Genomic DNA, 23,976 nt, shown 5'->3' with positions numbered 1-23,976 from the left:
CTGAACCGGGGCAACTGATTCCGGATGAAATCGGTTGCCTTGTCAACGGTCGTGTCCGGCAGAGGGCTTGAAAAGGGCCACGGCGTTTCGAAGGGAATGACGATACGTAAGGCGTTTAACAGGTGTTTTATATCCTCTGACATCAGGTAGGCATGGAAACCGGTGTCAGGGGATGTTTTTATGGAGTGGAAGGTAATCATTTTCGCCCCGTCAATGAACAGCGGATAACGACGGCATTTAGATGGAAAGTTTTTTCGATAAACGATATAATGGAAATACATGAAGGGAAAAACGGTATATATCTTGTCTTAACTGGAGATGAGCTTTATGCAGCAAACGTTTACGCCATCGGAATTGAAATCTATTATGTTTTCTAAACGTGCCAATATCTATTATCTGGAAATGTGCCGCGTTATGCAGAAAGATGGCCGCGTCGTATATTTGACAGACGGAAACAAGCGGCAACAATACTGGAATATCCCGATTGCCAACACAACGGTTATCTTATTGGGAACAGGGACATCAATTACACAAGCCGCGATGCGATTACTGTCTGCAGCCGGTGTCCTGGTTGGTTTCAGCGGCGGTGGCGGCACGCCGCTGATAGCCGGAACTGAAATTGTCTGGATGAATCCGCAGAGCGAGTACAGGCCGACACAATACGTGCAGGGCTGGTTATCGTTCTGGTTTGATGAGGAGCGTAGGCTGCAGGCGGCTCAGCGCTTGCAGCGTGACCGCTGTGCGTATTTGCAGCACGTATGGGAGAAAGACAGAGAATTGAACAACGCCGGATTTTATGCGGACGATGAAAAAATGGAGCAGGCCTTGCAGGGCTTCGAAAAAGGTATTGCCGGCAGCCGTAATGGTAAAGAATTACTGGCAGCAGAGGCGCTGTTTTCCAAACGGCTTTATCGATATGCGGCTGCGAAGACGGAGTTAGCGTCTTTCGTGCGCGATTCGGAAGCCAATGATACGGCGAATATATTTTTGAATCACGGCAATTACTTGGCCTATGGATTGGCAGCTTCCGCCTTATGGGTGCTGGGAATTCCGCACGGCTTTGCATTAATGCACGGCAAGACCAGGCGGGGCGCGTTGGTATTTGATGTGGCCGATTTGATCAAAGACAGCTTGATTTTACCTTGGTTACCTTGGGCGTTTATTGCCGCCTATCAGGGATATACGAATCGGGAATTCCGCGAATTGTGTTTACAGAAATTTACCGAACATAAAGCCTTGGAATATATGTATGCCCGCATAAAAGAACGGAGTCTGTATTGGAGTCGGGATGGTGTCTGCCAATGATGGTTATTTTTACCAGTCAAAGCGATAAAAAAGCCATAAAGACGACGGCGCGGATTTTAGATGCCTTCGCCAATCGGATCGGGAAGGAGACTTGGCAGACGGTTATTACTGCTGAGGGACTTCAAATGGTGAAATCGCTCCTGCAAAAGCATGCGACCAAAAGTATGTCCGTTTCTTGCCGGTGGATTCGGTCACGGAACCGCAGCGAGTTGGTGTGGATGGTAGGAGACCGTTCCCGCTTTAATCAAGAGGGGGTCGTACCGGTGAATTATACCCAAAAGAATATCCGTCATGATGAGTGGGAAAATGATTGGCTCCATCTGCCTGAAATAAAGGCCTTGTCAGCTGTTGCGGCGCTGCTCCATGACTGGGGCAAGGCGGCCGATCATTTTCAGCATAAATTACGCCGTCAGTCGTTGAGCAAGGATCCTTACCGGCACGAGTGGATATCTTGCCGGCTGATTTCCGGATTGGTCGCATTGACCGGCTCTGCCGATGACGATACGGCCTGGCTGACGCGGCTGTCTCTGGGAGATTTTTCTGCCGATGCGCTTGCGCAAGCTGTGAACGAAGGATTAAGGAATAAACTTCGCAATTTACCGCCTCTGGCGGCAATGCTTTGTTGGTTGATCTTGTCTCATCATCGGCTGCCGGTTTTACAAAAAGATAAGTGCAAGAAATACTATGACCTGCGATCGACTTCTTTTTCGGATATGATGTCGCGCATCGATGCCGCTTGGGGATATGATAATGGGGCTGCGCACACAAACGTTACCTTTTCAAAGGGGCTGTTGCTGGAATCTTCTGCATGGCGAAAGGCGCTGAGGAAATGGGTCCCCCGGTTATTGCAGGAAAAAGACGCATTGATCGCCTTGATGAAGAAAGGGGATTTTCGGTTAGTATTGCTATACTCACGATTGAGTCTGATGCTGAGCGATTATTTTATCTCATCCGGCAAAGGAGAAGAAGACCGGCAGGGCAATACCGAGTTGTATGCGAACACATATAAAGGGGAACTGAAGCAACGGTTGGATGAACATTTGGTGAAGGTAGCCGGGCAAGCCGCTCGTATTGCCCACTATTTGCCGGTGTTTTCCGGCGGCATGGCATCTGTAAAAGATGTCCGTTCGCTGCGGAAGCGAAGTCCTGCCCCTTTCCGTTGGCAAGATACGGCTGTACAAAAGCTGATCGAATGTCAAAAGCAATTGAAATGCGGCAATAAATCTGTTTCCGGGTATTTTATTGTCAATATGGCCAGTACCGGGTGCGGAAAAACTTTTGCCAATGCCAAGCTGATGCAGGCCATTTCGGCAGATCATAAAACGCTTCGCTATAATCTGCTTTTAGGGCTTCGTACGTTGACCTTGCAGACCGGCGAGGAATATCGCAACCGAATCGGCCTGACAGCGGATGAAATGGCGGTTTTAATCGGCTCATCGGCGGTGAGGAAGCTGTACGATGAAGAGCGGAAGCGATCGGATAACGGAGAAACATCCTATCTGGACGAAGAGGAATCGTTTGCCGGCGTTTTGAACGGCATATATCCGGAAAAAGAACCGTTTCTCGATATCTTTTTTGATCAGCAAAAAAACAAGGCGGCAATAAAAAATAAACGATTGCTTTACTCTCCTGTGCTGGTATCGACGATTGACCATATCATGCCGGCGACGGAAGCCACTCACGGCGGCAAGTATATGCTGCCGTTATTGCGGCTCATGTCGTCAGATATCGTTATCGACGAGATCGATGATTTCGGCAAGCAGGATTTGGTTGCCATTGCCAGAGTAGTTCATCTTGCAGGCATGCTCGGTCATCATGTAACGATCTCTTCAGCAACGATTTCGCCAGATCTTGCCGAAGGATTATTTTCAGCCTATCAAGAGGGGCAAAAGTGTTTTGCTGCTTTTTTTGGCAAAGATCTGAATATTGTCTGTGCATGGTGTGATGAATTTCGGACGCAGACGAGATCGATTGCGGTAGCGGATATAACGAAGGCAGGGAATTTTTATCGACAAATGCATCAAACTTTCGTTGATAAGCGCGTGGTACGCTTGAGCAAAGAACTGATAAAACGCAAGGGATATATTGTGGACTGCGATCCGTTAAAATTTCTGTCTGAAGATGAACTGGAGCAGGCTTATTTTGAAAAAATCAAACAAACCGTTATTGATCTGCATCGCCGCAATAGCTTTACAGACAAGAAAACGGGTAAACACGTTTCCTGCGGAGTCATCGGTATGAACAACATCCGCCCTTGCGTATTGCTGGGAGATTATTTGGTTCGGACAGCATGGCCGGAGCAAATCGCGCCGCGGATCATGGTATATCATAGCCAACAAGTACTGCTTTTGCGTCATGAGCAAGAACGGTATTTGGATCGTGTGCTGAAGCGAAAGAAGCCGTTGGCGGCGACGGTAGACATTGAAGATGAAGTGTTGCGTCATCACATCGATAATGCGAAAGAAGAAAATGTGATCTTTCTGGTGGTGGCGACACCCATTGAAGCTGTCGGCAGGGATCATGATTTCGACTGGGCCGTGATTGAACCTTTTTCCTACAGAGCCATCATTCAGTTAATAGGGCGCATATTGCGGCATCGTCTTCTGCAACAGGATATACAACACGAGAATATTGCTATTCTCGGTTATAATTTGAAAGGCCTCAAAATGGAAGCGGGGATTCTCCGAAAGGGACCGGCCTTTGATCGACCGGGATTTGAAACGGCGGCATATCGTTTAAAAAGTCATACGATGAACGATCTCCTTGATGAAGCCGTCTTACGACGCGGTATTGATGCGACGCCGCGCATACAGAAGGATCCGACTGCAGATCCGGCATATTCGTTAGCGGCTCTTGAGCATAAAGTGATGGAGGATTTTAAAGACTTATCGAAAAACGGGCCGGCGTACATACACGGATGGCAGGAAGAGGTCTGGTGGATGACCGGCATGCCGCAACAGATTAATCCTTTTCGCGCCGGGAGACTTCAAGTAGAGGTGTGTCTTTGCTATAGTGACGGGCATTTGTCATTTCAAGAAAAAGATGACAAGACGGGGCTGTTTGTGCCTCGAGGCGAGCTGTACCAGATCGAAATTTGCGAACCTGTAAACAGTGACAGGTTTTGGTTACAGCGGGATTATTATCAAACATTGCAGGCGAATCTTTCCCTGACCGCATCTGATGCGGTTGATGAAGAAAAGCAATTGGAAAAACTGTGTCAGCAATACGGACTGCTGAGTTTTCCCGATAACGCGGGCAATGGCGACGGTTATTACTATTCTGATCAATACGGGCTTTATCGGAAATAGGGCGAAGGAAGCTGTAAAATGAGTGCAATTGGAGGTTAACAGATGAGCATTTTTATGGATTATCTTCAGCAGGAAGCGGCAAAGGAAAAAGGGGCTGTTTCCAAAGAGGAGTGGCTGAGAAAAACGGCCAAGAACGCGGCGAAGTGTACCTTTGCCACTCATGTGGGTAAATTTGTTCACCCGAGTGCAGATGTGAAGGTGCTGGTAAAACCGAACACTGTGCAGGATTCGCCTTATATTTTGACATCTGCAGTCAGATGCCCTGTAGATATTTCGACTGGGGCCAGTTATCTCGGCGCCGCGAAACTGCTGCTGCTGCCGTTGGAGAATGGCCGGACTGTGTATGAGAATTTTTTCGACGACAGTGATTTTATCAAGATGGAAATGCAGAATTTACAGGCAGATTATCAGGAAATCCGCAGACTGATACTGCAGGCCGTACAGCCGGACGGATGCGATGTGAGTGATGAACGGTTGCGGCAAGTCTATTTTCCGCTTAAAGAAGATTCGTATCATCTGTTGACGGTTCTGCCGCCGTCCAGTGTGATGATGGAATTACGTAAGCGCCTGCGGGATATGGAAAATATAAAAAAGATGGTCAGAGATAAAGAATCGGAATCATACGGGCAGCCTTATGCAGAAGTATATGATCTGACAGAAGTCTCCTTTGGCGGGACGAAGCCGCAGAATATTTCCTTCTTGAACAATGCCGCCGGCGGCAGAACCTGCCTTTTGCCGTCAAATCCGCCTGTTTTGCGGGCTCGGACGGTTACCAAACCGCGGTATGATTTTTTTGATACCTTGTGGATCAGAAACTTTCAAATCTTCTTTCGGCAGCTGCATGATGTGTATACCTGTAAAGTCAATAATAGAATCAGCCGTTGCCGGGCGCGTAATATTGAAGATACCATCATCGATCAGGTTGTGCTGAATGTGTATGCCTTGCGACAAGTAGAACCGGGATGGACAGATGCGGACAATAATTATTTGCCGAAAGATCAGAAAATTTGGCTGGATCAGAAGTATGACGTCATACGCGCGCAGGAAGAGGAATGGCAAGAATCGATCGACAAGGCATTTGCCCGATGGATCATGAAATCATACGAACGCATCATGGGCAAGGAGAAGGTTCAATTGGGCGACGGTGAATTTGAGGCATTGAAACACCGTATACATACGGCAATCCGTGAAACGGTGTAATCCGATGGGAGGGCAGTGCAATGAAGCAGTATTTGCTTATATCAAGATTGAAAATTCATAATGCGAATGCCATGAGCAGTCAGTACACGATCGGCTTTCCTGCCATGACGGGATGGCTAGGTGCTGTTCACGCCTTGCAAAGACAATTACACAGTCATGGCTTTTCCCGTATTCGGCTGCCTCGCGTTGCCGTGTCTTGCCATAACTGTGATGTTCAACTATATAGAGGGCCGCATGATTATAAAAACTCTGTTATCGGTACGGCTAATCCTTTAAAAAAGAGCAAGAAGACGGGTAATTACGAACGACCGCCGTTTATAGAAGAAGCGCGGTGTCATCTTTCGGTGACCTTATTGATCGAGATTGAAGGATATGATCCTGATACGGAAGATGAACTTCTGGAGGTCATTCACCGGCAGTTGCCGGGACTTAAAATCTGTGGCGGTGATATTGAAAATAATGTGGAACAGATGCATATTCAGATCGAGGTGATAGATGAAAATGATAAATGCGATCAACGTGCCCTTCGACGAAAATTGATGCCCGGATATGTGGTAATCGAGCGCAAAGACTTGATGGAAGCGGCTAAGGGAAATGGAGACGCGCTGGATCAACTGCTGAGCTGTTTATGCGTACGCCATAGCGCGGACCCGGACAAGGACGGCAAGATCAAGCAATGGATAGGCCGGCGGGACGGAAGTGAAGGGTGGATTGTTCCGCTGGCTGTCGGCTTTAACGATATCACGGGGGCAATTAAGGCCGCTTATCAGCGAGATGAGAGATATGAGCATCATTTTGTTGAGCCGATCGTTACTTTAGGTGAGTTTATTATGCTGTACCGGTTTGATTCTGTTGAAGCCATGATGTGGCAATATCGGTATGACCGGGAAAACGGCTTGTATTTATGTGAGTGCAGTTGAATAAGGTGCTGCTGGAGAGGAGAAATTGGTATGGCGACAAAAAACTTGGAAATCGCATCCGTATTATCGTATGAAAAAAACTGGTCCTGTCTGATGGATATATGTATGGTACGACTTGGGAAAACCGTTTTGATGAAAGCGAAATAAAGCCCTTATCCGTCGTTACGAAATCGGTGCGCGGGACGATATCCAATCGACTGAAGCCGGCGGTACAGAACGATCCGGCAAAACTGAATGCAGAAGTGGAGAAAGCAAACTTACAACGGGTTGATGCCTGTGCGTTGGACATGAAGCAGGACACGTTGAAACTTTCATATACGCTTAAGGTTTTAAGCGGAGTAGAAACCCCTTCAGCCTGCAATCATGAGGAATTTGGTCGGAAATACAAGCATGCGGCAGAAGCGTATATTCAAAAAAATGGGTTCACCGAATTGGCGCGTCGGTATGCAATCAATATTGCGAATGCAAGATTTCTTTGGAGAAATCGAATGGGCGCTGAACAAATCGAAGTGCATGTGACGGCAGACGGCATGGAATGGATCTTCAATGGGTATGACTATTCCTTGAAAAATTTTGAAGGGAATAGTCGGATTGATGAATTGGCAGAAAAAATAGCTGCCGCATTAAGCGGGAAGCGGCCGCATGTATTTATTCGCGTAGATGCGTATGCATTATTGGGTATCGGGCAGGAAGTATATCCCAGTGAAGAATTGGTCTTGGACAAAGGGAGGGGAGAAAAAAGTAAAGTATTATATCAAGTGCAAGGGAGTGCGGCCATGCATTCTCAGAAGTTGGGCAATGCTATTCGGACAATAGATACGTGGTATCCGGCGTTTGGCACGGAGGCAGGCGTTGGCCCTATCGCTGTCGAACCGTATGGCGTTGTCACCAACTTGGGGCAGGCGTTCCGTGTAGCTAAAGAAAAAGCGGACTTTTATTCGTTGTTTGATAAATTCGCTTTAGGAAAACAGCTGGATGATGTAGAACAGGAACACTATGTAATGGCCGTTTTGGTGCGCGGCGGCGTATTTGGACAGAGCAGCAGGGAGTGATATAGGTGAAGTATTATCAAGAAGTGACCATATTGCCGACTCCGGAGATAGCGACAAATTTCATATGGTCTAAAATCTATCAACAATTGCATATTGCGTTTGCCGAACAAATGAGAGGGAAAGATAAGGGGACTATCGGCGTATCTTTTCCGGAATATAAGAAAATCGAAAAAGGTGAGACATTAGGAAACAAGGTTCGTGTTTTTGCAGCGACGGAGAAGGAATTAGCGAATTTGCATATAAGGCATGTATTGATACATTACGAAGACTATGTCCATATTACCAAAATACGGCAGGTTCCTGAAAAAATAAAAAAGTACGCCATATATCGCCGGTATCATGAAGAAAGGACAAAAGAAAATAAAGCGAGACGTTTTATGAGTCGCCATCAGATTTCTTATGAAGAAGCCGTCCATATATTTCCTGAAACCGTTGAAGACGTTGCCTATCCTTATATAAGATTGGAGAGCGCAACCAATAAAAGTCGATTTCGCCTCTTTATTGCAAAAGATGACTGTAGTGAACTTGTGAGCAAAGGGTTTGGGTCATATGGATTAGATACGCAATCTTCGCTTCCCGAGTTTTGACCAAAATTTTAGCGTGTTGCCGGGAATGTAGAAAAATAGCCATATAGGGGACTGTGTATCCATTTTGGGGTACAAGAGAATGTTCCTGCTCACATGGCGAATTACGGCAACTAGCGACGTTTTTCTTACAGGTTCTCTGCCGCGTAGGCAGCTTAGAAAATATATCCACCCAATCCCGGAAGAGCAACGTGGTTCTCTGCCGCGTAGGCAGCTTAGAAAGCTTCGTTCACCAAAACGTTGCTGTTCAAGGTGTTCTCTGCCGCGTAGGCAGCTTAGAAAGGTAATACTGATCGGCCACGTCCCCGATGCACGTTCTCTGCCGCGTAGGCAGCTTAGAAAAAATCGTCATCGAGCCGCAGATACTCTTTTACGTTCTCTGCCGTATAGGCAGCTTAGAAAACATGATCCGCCACTTACCGCCTCTCATAACTGTTCTCTGCCGTATAGGCAGCTTAGAAAAAAGCGAGTAAGCCGCTGTAGGCGTCCTCGCCGTTCTCTGCCGTATAGGCAGCTTAGAAAGGTAGTGCCAGCACAGATTTGAGCGGCACTGTGTTCTCTGCCGTATAGGCAGCTTAGAAATTAATCATCATTATAGCCTGTGTGATGATGATGTTCTCTGCCGTATAGGCAGCTTAGAAATTACACCCTCTCCATACCGGCCCGGGTCACGAGTTCTCTGCCGTATAGGCAGCTTAGAAATGCATGCCGCGACTAATCATAGCGACATGTACGTTCTCTGCCGTATAGGCAGCTTAGAAAAAACATATCGACGAGCATGGCACGTCGTTCTTGTTCTCTGCCGTATAGGCAGCTTAGAAAAACAAAATCAGAGACGGCGCTCCGTCTTCTTTGTTCTCTGCCGCGTAGGCAGCTTAGGGGGGATAGCTTACAGTTGCAGGTTTCTTCATTTATCGATATGTAGATGGCAGACTTGGCAACATGTTTTGTGATATAATAAAAAAAGCTTCATTTACTGCCGTACAGGCAGCTTAGAAATTAAGCTATTTAATGATTTTGTAATCTGCCGCATAGGCAGCTTGCGCATGATCATGGGTCGGCCGAATTGTTACGTCCCGTGGTTCATTGCCGTGAATGTCAGGGGAAGTTGTTGGTTTGTCGAAATGAATCGGAAAGAGGAGGATTAACGGTTTACGTGGTAAGGTCAGTACGGCGGCATGAATATGTTGTCAGTCGATTATATTTAACAGAACCAAGTACTTGCTGCGTGCGGCAGGTACTTGGTTCTGTTACGCTTTCGCTGTTTGCGGATGTTGTTAACCGATAGTCGGTCAGATTCGGACGAAGCGGGCTGTGTTACCATTACGTGATCGGCAATGGAAAAATATTTCACGTACATTGGAGGAGGAAGGGAATTGATTAAAATATTGTTTGTTTGTCACGGCAATATATGCCGCAGTCCGATGGCGGAGTTCGTGATGAAGGATATTGTTAAAAAGGCAGGTCTTCGAGATTTCTTCCTGATTGAGTCGGCAGCGACAAGTGCGGAGGAGATTGGTAACGGCGTTTATCCGCCGGCTAAGCGAAAGTTGGCCGAACATGGTATTGCATGCGACGGCAAGCGGGCGCGACAGTTGTGCTGCGATGATTATGACCGGTATGATTATTTGATTGCCATGGACCGTGCCAACTATCATCACATGTGTACTTTATTGGGGCGCAGTGAAAAGGTGCGTCTGTTGTTGTCCTACGCCGGCAGGAACGATGAAGTGGCCGATCCTTGGTATACCGGCGATTTCGAAGCGACGTGGCAAGATGTTTCGACAGGATGCGCGGCGTTGCTGGAGACGATTTTGGCGGCGCAAAAGGGGCGCATATATGGATCGGGGCCGCTCATGGATAGGGGGATGGGGATATGATGGGAGTAAAGATTTCAAGCGCAGTGATTGCAGCGGCGCTTTTTTTCGGCATGGTCGTACCGGCAACTGCCGCCGATACGGGAGACGCAATGAAAAGTGCAGATATACGGACGCGTGTTCAGCGACTGTTAAGAGAATATGATGATGGCCGCTCCGATTCGTACGATCATTTGCCGGTTTACCGGCCTGAACGGGACGCGGCGCCTAATGAGGGAATCGGCGTCAAAGAAACGAATCTTACTTTTGTTGAGCCCTTATCGGTGCGTTTACAGACGAAAAATATCATCATCCATCACGTCGGTATTCCGGACGGGGATACGTCTGCCGCGGCTATTCACAAGGCGCATTTGCAGAACGGCTGGGCCGGGATCGGTTATCATTACGTGATCCGTAAAGACGGTACTATTGAACGGGGACGCCCGTTGGCTACGGTCGGCGCGCATTCGTACGGAAACAACTACACTTCTGTCGGCATTAACGTGGCAGGCAATTTCGACAAAGAGTATCCGACAAAGGGACAGCTTAAATCGCTTGTTCGCTTGGTGGCGGCTGTTTGCAACATATATGGCCTTGCCGTAAATGAAGAAACCGTTGTCGGCCACCGCGACAAGAATGAGACCGATTGTCCCGGTGCGCATCTTTATCCGCTCCTCGGACAGATCAGAACTGCGGCGGCGAAGGAACTGCGGCGTATGCAGCGAGTGTGATACGCCGAGACTTGCTTTGGGTGCAGTTGATGGCGATTGCGGATTTATATAAGGTATCCTGTTATCGGTCTTTGCTTTTCTTGCTTTGCAAGCGAGGGCCGTCATGTCGGATGAAGGAGAACGTTCATTTGTGGTCTGCCGCTGTAAAGGGCGATTAAACAATTTGTATAGGCAAACAAGGCGGCTTCTTCGGCGATGCGGCTACCTGGCGCGTTGCATATCGCCGGAGCAGGTATGTCCGAAAATCGACTTGCCGGTATTTGTTAACGTAAAAAAGCCCGTTCTTCCCGTCGCCGTGTGTCGGCGTCAGCGAGAGGAACGGGCTTTTTTGTTTTGTTATTTCCCTTGCAGGCAAATGGAAAGCCAGCGGGGCAGGGACAGCCGTGAGATGGCAACTGACCAGAGAGATGCCGCTGCCGTTACGAGACAATAGATGATGATAATATATATGGCCCGCAAGGTAATACCGTAACGGGCGGCAAAACCGGTGCAGATACTGAGAAAAACGGGATGAACCAAGTAGATCGGGTAAGAGTAATTACCGAGAAGCGAGAAAATCCGATGTGTCGCCGGGGAGACGGGGCGGCACTCCCAGAGCCAGAGGAGAAAAAGCAGTGTCGATACGGTATAAATCATGCCGCAGGGACTGAGCTGATGGACTGTGAATACGGCGGACAACGCATCGTAGCCGAGAACGGTCATGACGCCGCAGTAGGCTGCCAGCATCGCTGCCGAGGCGATCAGTTGGAAGGCGATGACGAGCTTGCTGTGCCGGCTGAGCCAAGCCGTTACGACTTCGAAATGCTCTGCCGTATAGGCGCCGAACATGAAGATGAAGAGATAGTGAAAAACCATGTAATTCAGACGATAAGTAAAGGCGTCTTGTAAAAACGGGTTATCTGTGTTCAAGGTCCAGATATAACTGGAATAGAAATTGAATAGAACATTGGCTGCAAAGAGAATGATGAATGAAAGCAGTGCCCCGTGTTCCATGAGGTGCAGCAGCCGGCGCCAAAGCGGCATGAGCAGATAGAACCAGAGAAGGATGACGAGAAAGTAGATGTGGTACATCGCCAAACCGTAGAAAAAGGTCTTCGTCAGATTGGCCACGGCAAAGGCTTGCCAATTATGGCTGAGAACGGCAGTGAAGGCCAAGTAAAACAGGGACCATGTCACGTACGGCACGAAGACGGTGCGGAGGCGCCGCCGGAGATAAGCCATATAATGGAACGGCTCATGCAGAGGTTGGCTGTAAAACATGCCGAAGGCGGAAAGAAAGAAAAATGCCGGCACGGAAAAGCGCGATAAGATCTCCAAAACACCGACGAGGGCCAAGTTGGGTGTCGGATTGAGCAAGGCGACGGAGCCGACATGGATGGCGATGACGCCGAGCATGCAGATGCCGCGCATATAGTTGATGGAAGAAATAAATCGTTTTGACATGAAGCACCTCAATGGAATACAATAAAACAATATAAGAATTTTTTGTTAAATAGTTGTCACATAAAAATGATATACCTCATTATATCAGATTTTCATGATTGTTATAGGGAAGTGTCGATTTGGACAACGATAAAATCAAAAGTATCACGGAAACAGCGTTACTTTTGGCCCTGACTGTCGTTTTACAAGGGCTGCGTCTGTTCCTGCCCTTACCGGCTGCAGTCAGCCTGTTTCTTATCGGTTCGCTGGTCAATGCTTGTCTGGTTGTCGCCGTCTTGCGTATCAATGCCGCAGCCGGCTATATGACGGCTTGTATAACGCCTGTTTTTGCCTGGGTTGAAGGGATGCTGCCTTTTTTTCCCTTCATCTTTCCCGTTGCATGCGGTAATTGCGCTTTTGTCTTTGCTGTTGCTCTACTTAAAAATAGCGGCCTTAAGATATTGTATGTATCTGCCTTTATAAAAATGCTCGTCCTTTGCGGCGCTTTCTTTCTGCTCTTTTCTTGTGTCTCTTTTCCCGAAACGGTACGACAAGCGATCTTTTTTGCCATGAGCTGGCCGCAGCTGGTTACGGGAATCGCCGGCATTACCTTAGCGTGGTTTTTGCAGCGGCGCACAGGCTGCGGCTGTTGATCATTCATTTTGTTAGGAGGACATCATCTTGCCAGATATTTTGTACTACGTTCCCGGTGCGATTGGGGTCTTTTTACTTCTTTTAGGCGCTTTCCACGGGTGGAAACTGCGTTCGCTCAGCCGGCATTGCACCGCATACGGCACAGGTAAGGTGCTCGGTTTTGTGGAAAAGAAAATGCGCAGTAATACGTTGTATTTTCCTGTCATCGAATTTACTGTCGATGGGAAGACATACCGGTCGCAATCCACTTTCGGAGATAATGAATGGGAGTTTGAAGCAGGCTATGTTACTGACTTCCGCTATAATCCCGACAATCCGAACGATGTGTATTTATATAACTCCCGGGAAATACGGTATCAATATATCAGTACCGCTTGTATTCTCATTGGCGGATTGATTTTTATCGGAACGTATTACGTGAGTTTTTAAGGAGGCGCCTGATGGCACGAAATGAAGAAGCAATTGCCGCTGCCGGCCGCTTTTTGCGGGCTTTGGGACTTGATCTGGCGGTGCTGCAGATGGAAAAAACGCCGGAGCGGGTGGCAGAAGCGTACAGTCATTTCTTTTCCGGTCTGACAGAAGATCCTGCTGCTGTCTGGGGTGATTTGATTCGGACCGAAAGCAAGGGGCTTATTGCCGTTCGGAATATTCGTTTTCACTCCATTTGCGAGCATCATATTCTGCCTTTTTTCGGTACCGTTCAGATCGCCTATTTTCCTCGAAACGGGAAGATTGCCGGTTTCGGTCATTTTGCCGACGCCGTCGATATTCTGGCGCGGCGCCCGCAGCTGCAGGAACGGCTGACGGAGGAAATTTGCCGAGCCGTTTCGACCGGTGTCGATACGGCGGGGACGCTGGTTATCGTCAAGGCGAAGCATCTTTGTCTGACTATGCGCAATCGGGCTGCTGCCGATACGGAAATCGTGACGACGGCTGCCGACGGCATGTTGTGTGAAGGAACAAAATTATATGATCAGGCTTGGTCACTGTTGAAAGAGGAAGAATGATATGATAAGACAAATTCGCAAGTATACATGGCGAGACGGTAAGTCTCTGATTGTCGGCAGAAAGACGTTGGTCATGGGGATTTTGAACATTACGCCTGATTCGTTTTCTGACGGCGGTTCCTGGGCCGAGCGGGACAAGGCGCTGCGTCACATGGAGGAAATGGTCGCCGCCGGGGCCGACATTATCGACATCGGCGCCGAGTCGACGCGCCCCGGCTATACGATGATTTCGGCAGAAGAAGAAATTGAGCGGTTGGAAAAAATCCTGCCTGCCTTAGTGGCTCAATGTCCCGTTCCCGTTTCCGTCGATACGTATAAGGCGGCGACGGCGGACTACGCCATGACGGCCGGCGCTCATATCATGAATGATATCTGGGGACTGCAGTATGCGTCAGAGCCGGGACGGATGGCGGCCGTTGCCGCAAAACACCAAGTGCCGGTTATCGTTATGCATAATCAGAACGGCACGGCGTATGGCAATATTTTTGAAGAAATGAAAGCGTTTTTTACTGCGGCGGCATCAATTGCCGCTGCAGCCGGCGTTGCTGAAAAGAATATCATTATTGACCCCGGCATAGGCTTCGGCAAAGATTTTTCGCAGAACATGGAAGTTATCAGGCATTTGGGCCGACTGACGGAGTTGCCGTATCCGCTGCTTCTGGGTGTTTCCCGTAAGGGTTTTATTGGCAAGGTGTTGGATTTGCCGGTAACGGAACGAATGGAAGGCACAGCGGCCGTGACGGTCCTGGGGATCGTGGCGGGAGCTTCCGTCATGCGGGTGCACGATGTCAAGGAGATCGTGCGGATTTGCCGCATGACAGATGCGCTGCTTGCCGATTGATTACATCATTAACCGTATCAGGAGGATATGAAATGGATAAAATTACCATTTCCGGTTTGTCCTTTTTCGCTTATCACGGTTGTCTTCCCGAAGAGACGGAGCGGGGACAAACGTTTTTGGTTGACGTCAGCCTCGCGCTCGATCTGCATGCTGCCGGCGAGAGTGACAGACTGGACGATACCGTTGATTATGGGGCTGTCACGTCTTTGATCAGCACCGCTGTGACGGAAGCGCCGTGTCGTCTGATTGAGGGCGTTGCGGAAAAAATCGCCGCCCGTCTTTTAGCGGCCTTTCCGCTGCTTGACAGTGTTATTGTGACCGTACATAAACCGGGCGCACCGCTTCCTGCCGTTTTCAGCGATGCATCGGTAACGGTGGAGAGAAGGCGAAATGGCTGATTATTATATCGGTCTCGGCGCCAACTTGGGAGATCGAGAAAGTTTGCTTGCCGCGGCCATTCGGGAGCTCCGGAAAATTCCGGGCCTTACGGTTTCGGCTCTTTCGTCCCTGTATGAGACGCCGCCGTGGGGCAAGACGGATCAGCCTGTTTTCTATAACGCTGTCGTTGCCGTCGAGACGCAGTTGCCGCCGGAACGGATGCTGCATTTATGTTTGGCCGTTGAAGCGAAATTGGGAAGGGTGCGTAGGGAGAAATGGGGAGCCAGGACAATCGACCTGGATATTCTCTGGCATCGCCGGGACGTGCATACGGCGGAGTTGCAGATTCCTCATCCCTATTTGACGGAACGGGCCTTCGTACTGGTGCCGCTTTGTGAATTGTCGCCTCAGCTTCCGATCAAGGGGAAACGGGCAAGCGAATGGCTTTCTCTGCTGCCCGATGCGGAAAAAATAAAAAAAATAAAAGAACCTGAAGAGGGGAGATTATCATGGAAAAAATATTGATTGCAGATGATGAAGAATTGATGCGGCAATTGGTTGCCGATTTTCTAAAGCCGGAGGGCTATGAGGTAATTCAAGCTGTCGACGGGAAAGACGCGTTGGAAAAATTTAATGATCATCATCCGGATTTGATTCTGCTCGATGTCATGATGCCGGGGTATGACGGTTGGACCGTGTGCAGAGAGATTCGCCGCTCTTCTACGGTGCCGATCATGATGTTTACGGCTAAAGGGGAGGAAATAGATCAGCTTTTCGCCTATGATCTGGGCGTTGACGAATATATTACGAAGCCTTTCAGTCCGAAGATCCTGGTCGCTAAGATCAAGGTTCTTTTGCGGCGCGCACAGCCCGAAGAAGAAACAGTCAGAGAAGGCGGCGTGAACGATGTGGAAGGTCTTTCTATCGACCGTGACGCCCATCAAGTGCTGATCGATGGTAAAAGTATTGATCTCAGTCCGACGGAATATAAGCTGCTCAATTATCTGATGACCAATGCCGGCAAGGCGCTGAGCAGACGGCAAATATTGAATCAGGTCTGGAATTATGAGTACTACGGTGATCTGCGTACTGTGGACACGCATATTAACAGGTTGCGCGTCAAACTGGGCGATAAAGGGGCTTTTGTCCAGACCGTTCGTGGCTACGGCTATCGGTACGGCTCCAAATGATACTGAATAAGATACCGCTGCGCACGCGCGTAAGCCTGGACCTGACCGGATTTACCCTGCTCAGCCTGATCGTCTTGATGGTCGCCGTCGGATTGGGGTTTGAACCCTTTTATTACGAGGTGCAGAAAACCAATATGTTTTCGGCGCGCGACCAAATCGCCGCTATTTATGAGGAAAACGGGCCGGAACGGCAGGAACAGATCGACCGTATTAGCCAGTCTGCCGGGGCCGACGTCTTTATTGTCGATCACGGCAAGCTTACGTATTCGTCACGGCCAGACCGACAGGTCATTATTCCCAGAACGCAGGATACAAATGTCATTGTCGCGTCGCCGGATACTGCCGATACGACGACCGTCAGGCGGGAAGTGCCGCGCCATATTAGAGAACTGATGGCTATTCTGAACGGGGCGGAACCGCTTGAAAATGAGTTGGATGAAGTTCAGTCCCACCAACCGAAGGACAGCAACGGCGTACGTTTTTTCGATCTTTTCAGCCGTATTGGCGATCATACTTTTCTGATCCTCAGTCAGCCGGCGGCGCCGATGCAGAAAAATATCGATATCGTTCAGAAATTCGTCTTTATTTTCGGTCTTATCTGGCTCCTGGCGGCGATTGTCGGCGCGTTCATCTTTTCGCGGATATTGACGAAGTCGCTGCTCGAGCTGAAAAGTTTGGCCGTGCGTATGGCCGGCCTTGATTTTTCCAGGAAGTGGCGGAGCACACGGACCGATGAAATCGGCCAGCTCGGTCAGAGCTTGAATGACCTTTCCGATCAGCTGAATACGGCATTGACGGATTTACAGGCGTCTAATGATCAGTTGCAGGATCAGTTGAACAAGGCGCAGGAATTGGAGCATATGCGGAAGGCCTTCGTTTCGGCCGTGTCGCATGAACTGAAAACGCCGCTGGCTATTATCCAAGGGTATGCCGAAGGGCTGGAGAGTCTGGTCAATGACGAGGAAGGGCGGATTCGCTACTGCGGCATTATCCGCAGGGAAACGGAAAAGATGAATCAGCTTGTCTTGGACCTGCTTAACCTGTCCCGTCTGGAGTTGGGTAATTTCCAGTTATCTTTTACCGATTTTGACTTTACGGCGTTGGCGGAAGAAACAAAAATGCGGTTCAGCCGTGCCATTGAAGAAAAATGCATTTGTCTTTCTTGGGAATTGCCGGCAGAGATGACGGTTAACGGCGATCCCAGCCGGTTGGGCACGGTGCTGAGCAATTTTCTTTCCAATGCCATTGACTACGTGCCCGTCGGGAAGCGGATCGACATTTCGGCCGAAATGCTTGCAGACCGATATAAAATAAAAATATACAATGACGGCATGCAGATTCCCGTCGAGTACCAACAGCGAATTTGGGAGCCTTTTTACAAGGTCGACACCTCGCGGGCCCGCGATGCCGCGCGGATATTCGGCGGTCACGGCTTGGGACTCGGCATCGTCGCGGCGTTGCTGAAGCTGCATGGGACGGAGTATGGTGTAGAAAATGAAAAAGACGGCGTAACCTTTTGGTTCACCGTCATGAAAAGCAAATAAGATTAAAATGCTCTTTTCCCTAAAACGGGATGGGAGCATTTTTTTAATGATAAATAGCCGACTAAATATCCTGCCGTTTCCAAATCGATATCTTCCTGTCTGTTGTCGTGTTCATAGATGCACAGCGGCTGTTCGGTGCCGACTTCGCCGCCGGGAAGATAAATGTACTCGTCAGCTGCGGGATCGCCGAAAATGATCCCGGCGAGCAGGTGTTTTTTTGCGATCTGGCTCATTTTTACGCGCCTCCGTTTTCGTCAAATGTTATTTCCAGCAGTTTGCAGTCCCGGTAGTCGGCTGAAACGAGCTGAAGCAAGGTGCCGTTATAGCGGCGCGGGAACATCGTGTTCGGCTGCATGCCGTGGAGATGTCCGAAGACGCAGAGCGGCACCTTATATTTGGCGAGAAGTTCCGTAAAGCCGCTGGGTTTGGTCAGGTCGCACACTGGCGGATAGTGAAGCAGCAGCAGGGTATGGTCGCAGCCCAGTTTGGCGGCTTCTTCCAGCGTTCTTTCGACGCGGAGCAACTCCCGCCGGTAAGGTTTCGCGTCGCGTTCTTCTTCATAATGAATGTCTCCCGGACTGACCCAGCCGTGGGTACCGCAAACGGCAATGCGATTATTGTCGAGGGTTATCGTGGTGCCGTAAAGATAAGTCATGTTGTTGCCGCTGTCAAGGCGGTTCAACTTACCGGCGCTTTCCCACCAGAAATCATGATTGCCGCGGATCAGTACTTTATGACCGGGCAGCGCTCTGATTTCATCCAAATCCTCTTGGGCGTCTTTTAACCGCATCGCCCAGGATATGTCGCCGGCGATCAGGACCGTATCGTCAGGGGAAACGCGGCTGCGCCAGTCTGTGCAGATTCGCTGCCAGTGATTTTCCCAGCGATGGCCGAAGACGGTCATCGGCTTTTTCGGCGGATTGCCTGACAGGTGCAGATCACCGATTGCAAATAAACGCATAGATTAATCCTTTCCTTGAGAGAGATGGGGTCTGAAATCCTTTATAAAGCGCGCAACATGCTCTTTGTTGGCGACTTGCGGTACTTTATAGCCGACAAACATGGGATTTGTCAAAAAGCGGGGAACAATCTTGACGTAGAGCGACGCATCTCCGGGAAAGTCGTAATAGAATATATTGTAACTGTCATTGAAACTGGCGAAGGAGCGGATGAAGTACAGCGCCGTTGCCTGCATGGAACGGACAAAATACGGTAGCGCTCCTTCGTCCTTTAAAATCAGATTGACTTCATAAAAGCCGATGAGCGGTGCATCGGAAAGATTTATTTCCAGTTCTTTCGCTGTCATAATGGGGTGTCCGTGCAGGTGTTGCGGCGAGATATCGTGATGGTAATCATACTGTTCAAGGCCGACGATCTGACTGTGGGGATGACGTATCGTACCGCCCGACATATAGCCGTGATTGCGGTAAAAAAGAACGGAGCGGAAGCGCCCCATATCCTTTACTTGCCGCCATTTTTCCAGAGAAAATTCGAGTAATGCCAACGCGTATTCCGGCGTGTACGTTGCAAAATCGGCGTCGCAGTCATCCGTTTCGATGATCAAGGTCTGCCATGCTTCTTTGAGGACAGGATAAGCATTTTCCAGCCAGATCATGTGGCCGCGCCTGTCGAGGATGTTTTTCAGATTGGCGACATCACAAAAAGGGCAGTATGAAGCGTCGCGATGTACGGTGTCCGGCTTCGTCCTGCCCAGATCCAAATTGTATTCGATAATATGTTTTGACAGATCATGACTCATGAGAAATACTCCTTTATCAAGGCTACTGTTTATTTTAGCACACTGCCTGTGTTTTTGAAATGATATGCTATAATGAATATGCTTTTGCTGTACTGCGGAATTTTTTTCGGCAGTGCGCGGAAAGGATAAGGATATGAGCGATGATAAACGAGTAGACGATACGTGGGTGCCGTTGCTTTTGCAATGGTTTTCCGTCCATTGCCGCGAATTGCCGTGGCGCGGCGGTACGCGGCGAGATCCGTATAAGGTGTGGGTCTCGGAAATCATGCTGCAACAGACTAAGGTCGAAGCCGTGCGGCCTTATTATGAAAGTTGGATGGAGCGTTTTCCCGATATGGAAACATTGGCTGCAGCTTCTGCCGACGAAGTGTTGCGGCAATGGCAAGGGCTGGGGTATTACTCGCGCGCCCGTAATTTGCACCAAGCCGTACAGGAAGTTGTCTCCTCCTATGACGGCAAGGTTCCGTCAGACACGGCGGAACTGGTCAAGCTGAAAGGAGTCGGCGCATATACGGCAGGGGCCATTGCCAGTATCGCTTACGGCCGCCGCGTCGCCGCAGTCGACGGCAATGTGCTGCGCGTCTTCGCCAGGCTGTATAACATTGAAGAGAATATTTTGTCCGGTGCCGTAAAGAAAGAGATTACCGACTTAGTCGATAACGTCATGCCGGCAGCTTGTCCCGGCGCTTTCAACGAGGCGCTGATGGATTTCGGCGCGCAGGTCTGTGTGCCGAGGCAGCCGCATTGCGAAGGTTGTCCCCTGTCGTCTCATTGTTTGGCGAGAGCGGCGGGGAAGGAAGCGGTATTGCCGTTGCGTTTGACGAAAAAGAATATTCCGACGGAAGATATTACGGTCGTTGTTTGTACGCGGCAACGAAAATGGCTTCTCCACCGTCGTCCGGAAAAGGGGTTGCTGGCATCGATGTGGGAATTTCCCAACGCCGGCGGAGCAGGGGCGGAAGGCATCGGCGCCGTTACGAAATTGCTACAATCCGTCGGTCTCAGCGTTGTTGTCGGCGCTGCGGAAATCGCTGCGGTGAAACATGTCTTTTCTCATAAAATATGGCGGCTCCACGTTTATCGGGCAAAAGCCGTTCACGGTCATTTGCAGGCAAAGGAGGATTGGCAGTGGTTGCCGGTAACGGCGTACACGGAAGTTCCGTGGGCCGGGCCGCATGGCAAGATCACTGCCGTATTATAAATGAAGGGTATTTTTTTGCTCGTTTTTTTGACGGTCATGTCACTTGTGGCCGCGTTTACGGCAGCGCTGTGGAGTTATGTCAGCCGCAGTCGCCGTTTCGCCGCAGTCGTTGCCGCCGTTTTAGGCATTACCGTTGTCGCTGTTGCCGTAGTCGGCCTGTACGTTACGGCGTTTGCAGACTTGCGGCAGATGGCGGTGCTGCAGGCGTCATGGTTCGGAGCCATGCTTTCTCTGAGTTGGTTGTTGGCCTTTCTGCTGGCCTTTCCCGTCATGATAGTTCTCGCTTTTGGCACGTTTATTTACCGGCGGTTTTTTCGAAAACATACCGAAGAGCCTGCAGGCGGGCGCGAAGGAGGAATGTCGCGCCGGTCATTTCTGCAATATAGCGCCGCTGCCGTTCCGCTTCTGGCCGCGACGACATCGCTGGTTGGGAATGCGGGAGGCCATCTCTGCTTGCAGGTGACTTCCCATGAGGTGACGTGTCCTTCGTTGCCGCCGTACTTGGAAAACTATAAAATTGCGCAAATATCAGACTGCCACATTGGCACCTTCTTCAGCATAGATCAATTGCGGGAGGCTGTTCTGCGCGCTGCCGGCAGCGGCGCGCAGCGCCTCGAAATAACCGGTGATCTGATTGATGAGTTGTCGCTGCTGCCGCAGTGTCAGGCCGTCTTGCAGGAATTGGCGCCTTATTTTCGCGACGGCATTGATTTTTGTTACGGCAATCATGAATATTATCGAGGACTGCCGCAGATTACGGCTATGCTGGAGAAGACTCCGGTTCGTATTCTGCGGAATTCCTCTTTCCGCGTGCAGGGTCTGCCGGGACAGCGTGAGTCCGACCGCCCCTTTTACGTATGCGGCAGTGACTACAGCTTTGCCAAGGAAGAGGAGGCCTTTGCTGCCGAACGGCGGCGCTATACGGAGAAAGCGCTGCAATATGTGCCGCAAAATGCCTTTGTTCTTTTTTTGGCGCACCATCCCGCCTTTTTCGATGAGACTTTCGCCAAGAATATCCCGCTCACGTTGAGCGGTCATACACATGGGGGGCAGTTTGCTTTGCTTGCTCCCTTGGTGCAGGCCGTCGGTTTTAAGTATTTGCGCGGCATGTTCAAAAACGGATCGGCGTGGGGCTATGTCAACAGGGGGACCGGACATTGGCTGCCGTTCCGCTTTCTCTGCTCCCGTGAGGTCAGTGTTTTTACCTTGCACAGAAGCTGAAGGAACTTTTGAAAATTCCTTTCCGGGAGGCCGTCAAAAGTGTTTGACGGGATCGGGAAAGAAGCGTTGAAAGCGGTGTTGATTTGTCCTAATTTTTATTATCATTTATCGACAAATAAAAAAATTTAGTGTAGAATAAAAGGGAATCTTATCTGCACAGCGTAACGCGAGCTCTCGAAGGAGGAAGAAATAACATGGCAGAAAATGCAAACATAAAGGTAATCGGTGTCGGCGGCGGCGGAAATAATGCCGTCAACCGTATGATAGAAAGCGGACTTGACGGAGTGGAATTTATTTCTGTCAACACGGAAGATCAGGTCCTGGAGGTCTCTCAAGCTGATAAAAAAATTCAGATCGGTGAAAAGCTGACGCGCGGTCTCGGTGCAGGCGCCGATCCTTCCAAAGGAGAACAGGCCGCTTTGGAAAGCAAGGAAGAGATCATCAAAGCCCTGCAAGGCGCCGATATGGTGTTTGTCACGGCCGGCATGGGCGGCGGTACCGGTACCGGCGCCGCTCCGATTGTTGCGGAATGTGCCAAGGAAATGGGCGCGCTTACCGTAGCCGTAGTTACGAAGCCCTTCGCATTCGAAGGCAAGCGCCGTAAAGAACAAGCTGAAAAGGGAGCGGCCTATTTAAAGGATAAAGTCGATACGATCATTACGATTCCGAACGATAAGTTGCTCCAGATCATTGATAAAAAGACACCGCTGAAAGAAGCGTTTTTGGTTGCTGATGACGTTTTGCGGCAAGGTGTGCAGGGGATCTCCGATCTGATCACGACGACTGGCCTGATCAACTTGGATTTTGCCGATGTGCGGACGATCATGCAGGATCAAGGCGAAGCGATCATGGGTATCGGTGTCGGCAGCGGCGAAAACCGTGCTATCGACGCCGTTGAAGCGGCTATCCACAGCGCCCTTCTGGAAACGAGCATCGACGGCGCGCAAAGCATTCTTCTCAACGTTACAGGCGGCCCGGATATCAGTCTTTATGAAATTAATGAAGCTGCCGAAAAGGTTTCGGAAGCGGTTTCTCCCGACGCCAACATTATCTTCGGTTCCGTTATCGATCCGGATATGGAAGACTCCATTCGCATCACTGTCGTAGCGACAGGCTTCGATAAAGAACCGTCCAATATTCCCGCTTTCGGACAGACGAAAAAGGAAAGCAAAGATATGGGCGGCGTAGAAATTCCTACGTGGATGAGATAAGCAGCAAGATCAAAAGCGGATCCCGGCGGACCCGCTTTTTTTGAGATATTGGCAGTGCTTTTGGGGAAGGGATAATTATGAGATGCCCGTTTTGTAAACATGCTGATACGAAAGTAACCGATTCTCGAGCTACTGATGACGGCAGGGCCATTCGCCGGCGGCGCGAATGCCATTCTTGCGGCCGCCGTTTTACTACCTATGAAATGGTGGAAGAAGTGCCGCTGTATGTCGTGAAAAAAGACGGCAGACGCGAATTGTTCGACCGCAATAAAATTTTGAACGGACTGTTGCGGGCCTGCAACAAGCGCCGCGTTACCCGGCAGCAGTTGGACGAAATCGTCGCGAAAGTGGAACGGAATATTCGCAATACGCTGGAGCAGGAAATTCCCAGTGTCAAGATCGGAGAAATGATTCTGGACGAATTGCAAGCCATCGACAGCGTTGCGTATATTCGCTTTGCTTCCGTATACCGGCAATTTGCCGATTTGGACAGCTTCATGGCCGAATTGAAACGACTGATGGCCAATAGGGAAGGGAAGCCGTCCGACTTGCCATAAAGGAGAGGGTTGAGACGGAACGGTATATTGATAAT

At 49.6% G+C, this 23,976-nt stretch carries 24 protein-coding genes and 1 CRISPR repeat array; of the genes, 20 read left to right on the top strand and 4 right to left on the bottom strand.

Going from position 1 to position 23,976, the window contains the following annotated elements; translation table 11 throughout:
- The first annotated feature begins 327 nt into the window (after positions 1–327).
- The 8 genes from cas1f (at position 328) to C0977_RS01295 (ending at position 10,956) form a co-directional block, all read left to right on the top strand.
- Complete coding sequence (gene cas1f / locus C0977_RS01330) at positions 328–1,305, top strand: type I-F CRISPR-associated endonuclease Cas1f (RefSeq protein WP_101912146.1); 978 nt, start codon at positions 328–330, stop codon at positions 1,303–1,305.
- Positions 1,302–4,613, top strand: a complete 3,312-nt coding sequence (gene cas3f, locus C0977_RS01325) for a type I-F CRISPR-associated helicase Cas3f (protein WP_101912145.1) — start codon at positions 1,302–1,304, stop codon at positions 4,611–4,613. The genes cas1f and cas3f overlap by 4 nt, the downstream gene beginning before the upstream one ends.
- 42 nt (positions 4,614–4,655) lie before the next feature.
- Positions 4,656–5,813, top strand: coding sequence for a type I-F CRISPR-associated protein Csy1 (locus C0977_RS01320; protein WP_101912144.1), 1,158 nt, complete (start codon positions 4,656–4,658; stop codon positions 5,811–5,813).
- Between the two features lie 20 nt (positions 5,814–5,833).
- Positions 5,834–6,733, top strand: a complete 900-nt coding sequence (gene csy2 / locus C0977_RS01315) for a type I-F CRISPR-associated protein Csy2 (protein WP_101912143.1) — start codon at positions 5,834–5,836, stop codon at positions 6,731–6,733.
- A 101-nt stretch (positions 6,734–6,834) separates the two neighbouring features.
- Positions 6,835–7,785, top strand: coding sequence for a type I-F CRISPR-associated protein Csy3 (gene csy3, locus C0977_RS01310; RefSeq protein ID WP_234987530.1), 951 nt, complete (start codon positions 6,835–6,837; stop codon positions 7,783–7,785).
- A 5-nt stretch (positions 7,786–7,790) separates the two neighbouring features.
- Positions 7,791–8,372, top strand: coding sequence for a type I-F CRISPR-associated endoribonuclease Cas6/Csy4 (gene cas6f, locus C0977_RS01305; RefSeq protein ID WP_101912142.1), 582 nt, complete (start codon positions 7,791–7,793; stop codon positions 8,370–8,372).
- 131 nt (positions 8,373–8,503) lie between these two features.
- A CRISPR array of direct repeats spans positions 8,504–9,251; the repeat unit is 28 nt; unit sequence GTTCTCTGCCGTATAGGCAGCTTAGAAA.
- A 494-nt stretch (positions 9,252–9,745) separates the two neighbouring features.
- Complete coding sequence (locus C0977_RS01300) at positions 9,746–10,249, top strand: low molecular weight protein-tyrosine-phosphatase (RefSeq protein ID WP_101912141.1); 504 nt, start codon at positions 9,746–9,748, stop codon at positions 10,247–10,249.
- Complete coding sequence (locus C0977_RS01295) at positions 10,246–10,956, top strand: peptidoglycan recognition family protein (protein ID WP_101912140.1); 711 nt, start codon at positions 10,246–10,248, stop codon at positions 10,954–10,956. Before C0977_RS01300 ends, C0977_RS01295 begins: the two co-directional genes overlap by 4 nt.
- Before the next feature lie 336 nt (positions 10,957–11,292).
- Here the strand turns inward: C0977_RS01295 and C0977_RS01290 are convergent, their stop codons facing one another.
- Positions 11,293–12,399, bottom strand: a complete 1,107-nt coding sequence (locus C0977_RS01290; RefSeq protein WP_101912139.1) for an acyltransferase — start codon at positions 12,397–12,399, stop codon at positions 11,293–11,295.
- Positions 12,400–12,518: 119 nt separating this feature from the next.
- Here C0977_RS01290 and C0977_RS01285 point away from each other — a divergent pair, with 119 nt between their 5' ends.
- The 8 genes from C0977_RS01285 to C0977_RS01250 are packed head-to-tail and all read left to right on the top strand — an operon-like array spanning position 12,519 to position 17,992.
- Positions 12,519–13,031 carry a hypothetical protein gene (locus C0977_RS01285; RefSeq protein WP_023052954.1) on the top strand — a complete coding sequence of 171 codons (513 nt, stop codon included), beginning with the start codon at positions 12,519–12,521 and terminating at the stop codon, positions 13,029–13,031.
- Between the two features lie 28 nt (positions 13,032–13,059).
- A complete protein-coding gene (locus C0977_RS01280; protein ID WP_101912138.1) occupies positions 13,060–13,461 on the top strand; it encodes a DUF3592 domain-containing protein in 402 nt (133 codons plus the stop codon).
- A gap of 11 nt (positions 13,462–13,472) precedes the next feature.
- Entirely contained in the window at positions 13,473–14,039 is a 567-nt protein-coding gene (folE, locus tag C0977_RS01275; protein WP_023052931.1) for a GTP cyclohydrolase I, read from the top strand.
- Between the two features lies 1 nt (position 14,040).
- Complete coding sequence (gene folP / locus C0977_RS01270) at positions 14,041–14,880, top strand: dihydropteroate synthase (protein ID WP_101912137.1); 840 nt, start codon at positions 14,041–14,043, stop codon at positions 14,878–14,880.
- A gap of 32 nt (positions 14,881–14,912) precedes the next feature.
- Positions 14,913–15,278, top strand: coding sequence for a dihydroneopterin aldolase (gene folB, locus C0977_RS01265; protein WP_023053061.1), 366 nt, complete (start codon positions 14,913–14,915; stop codon positions 15,276–15,278).
- A complete protein-coding gene (gene folK, locus C0977_RS01260; protein WP_101912136.1) occupies positions 15,271–15,783 on the top strand; it encodes a 2-amino-4-hydroxy-6-hydroxymethyldihydropteridine diphosphokinase in 513 nt (170 codons plus the stop codon). The genes folB and folK overlap by 8 nt, the downstream gene beginning before the upstream one ends.
- The gene (locus tag C0977_RS01255; RefSeq protein ID WP_023053002.1) at positions 15,768–16,448 is read left to right on the top strand and encodes a response regulator transcription factor; all 681 of its coding nucleotides are present in this window, start codon (positions 15,768–15,770) and stop codon (positions 16,446–16,448) included. Before folK ends, C0977_RS01255 begins: the two co-directional genes overlap by 16 nt.
- Positions 16,445–17,992: a sensor histidine kinase gene (locus C0977_RS01250; RefSeq protein WP_101912135.1), complete on the top strand. Its 1,548-nt coding sequence runs from the start codon at positions 16,445–16,447 to the stop codon at positions 17,990–17,992. The genes C0977_RS01255 and C0977_RS01250 overlap by 4 nt, the downstream gene beginning before the upstream one ends.
- 2 nt (positions 17,993–17,994) lie before the next feature.
- On the opposite strand, the gene C0977_RS01245 is transcribed toward C0977_RS01250, so the two are convergent.
- The 3 genes from C0977_RS01245 to C0977_RS01235 are packed head-to-tail and all read right to left on the bottom strand — an operon-like array spanning position 17,995 to position 19,751.
- Positions 17,995–18,225: a hypothetical protein gene (locus C0977_RS01245; RefSeq protein WP_023052933.1), complete on the bottom strand. Its 231-nt coding sequence runs from the start codon at positions 18,223–18,225 to the stop codon at positions 17,995–17,997.
- Positions 18,226–18,227: 2 nt separating this feature from the next.
- Entirely contained in the window at positions 18,228–18,953 is a 726-nt protein-coding gene (locus C0977_RS01240; protein WP_101912134.1) for a metallophosphoesterase, read from the bottom strand.
- 3 nt (positions 18,954–18,956) lie between these two features.
- Positions 18,957–19,751, bottom strand: coding sequence for a DUF4931 domain-containing protein (locus tag C0977_RS01235; protein WP_101912133.1), 795 nt, complete (start codon positions 19,749–19,751; stop codon positions 18,957–18,959).
- Positions 19,752–19,884: 133 nt separating this feature from the next.
- Here C0977_RS01235 and mutY point away from each other — a divergent pair, with 133 nt between their 5' ends.
- From mutY to nrdR, 4 genes are all read left to right on the top strand, one after another.
- The gene (mutY, locus tag C0977_RS01230) at positions 19,885–20,952 is read left to right on the top strand and encodes an A/G-specific adenine glycosylase (protein WP_101912132.1); all 1,068 of its coding nucleotides are present in this window, start codon (positions 19,885–19,887) and stop codon (positions 20,950–20,952) included.
- 15 nt (positions 20,953–20,967) lie between these two features.
- Entirely contained in the window at positions 20,968–22,173 is a 1,206-nt protein-coding gene (locus C0977_RS01225) for a metallophosphoesterase (RefSeq protein ID WP_234987529.1), read from the top strand.
- Positions 22,174–22,367: 194 nt separating this feature from the next.
- Positions 22,368–23,384 (top strand): cell division protein FtsZ, encoded by a 1,017-nt coding sequence (gene ftsZ / locus C0977_RS01220; protein WP_023052987.1) that lies wholly within the window; start codon positions 22,368–22,370, stop codon positions 23,382–23,384.
- Between the two features lie 77 nt (positions 23,385–23,461).
- A complete protein-coding gene (gene nrdR / locus C0977_RS01215; RefSeq protein WP_023053106.1) occupies positions 23,462–23,941 on the top strand; it encodes a transcriptional regulator NrdR in 480 nt (159 codons plus the stop codon).
- Positions 23,942–23,976 lie beyond the last annotated feature (35 nt).

The organism is Megasphaera vaginalis (ex Bordigoni et al. 2020) (assembly GCF_900240295.1).
GTDB classification, from domain to species: Bacteria; Bacillota; Negativicutes; order Veillonellales; family Megasphaeraceae; genus Megasphaera; species Megasphaera vaginalis.
The sequence above is the reverse complement of the archived record's forward strand: the minus strand, read 5'-3'. Positions and strand labels throughout refer to the sequence as shown.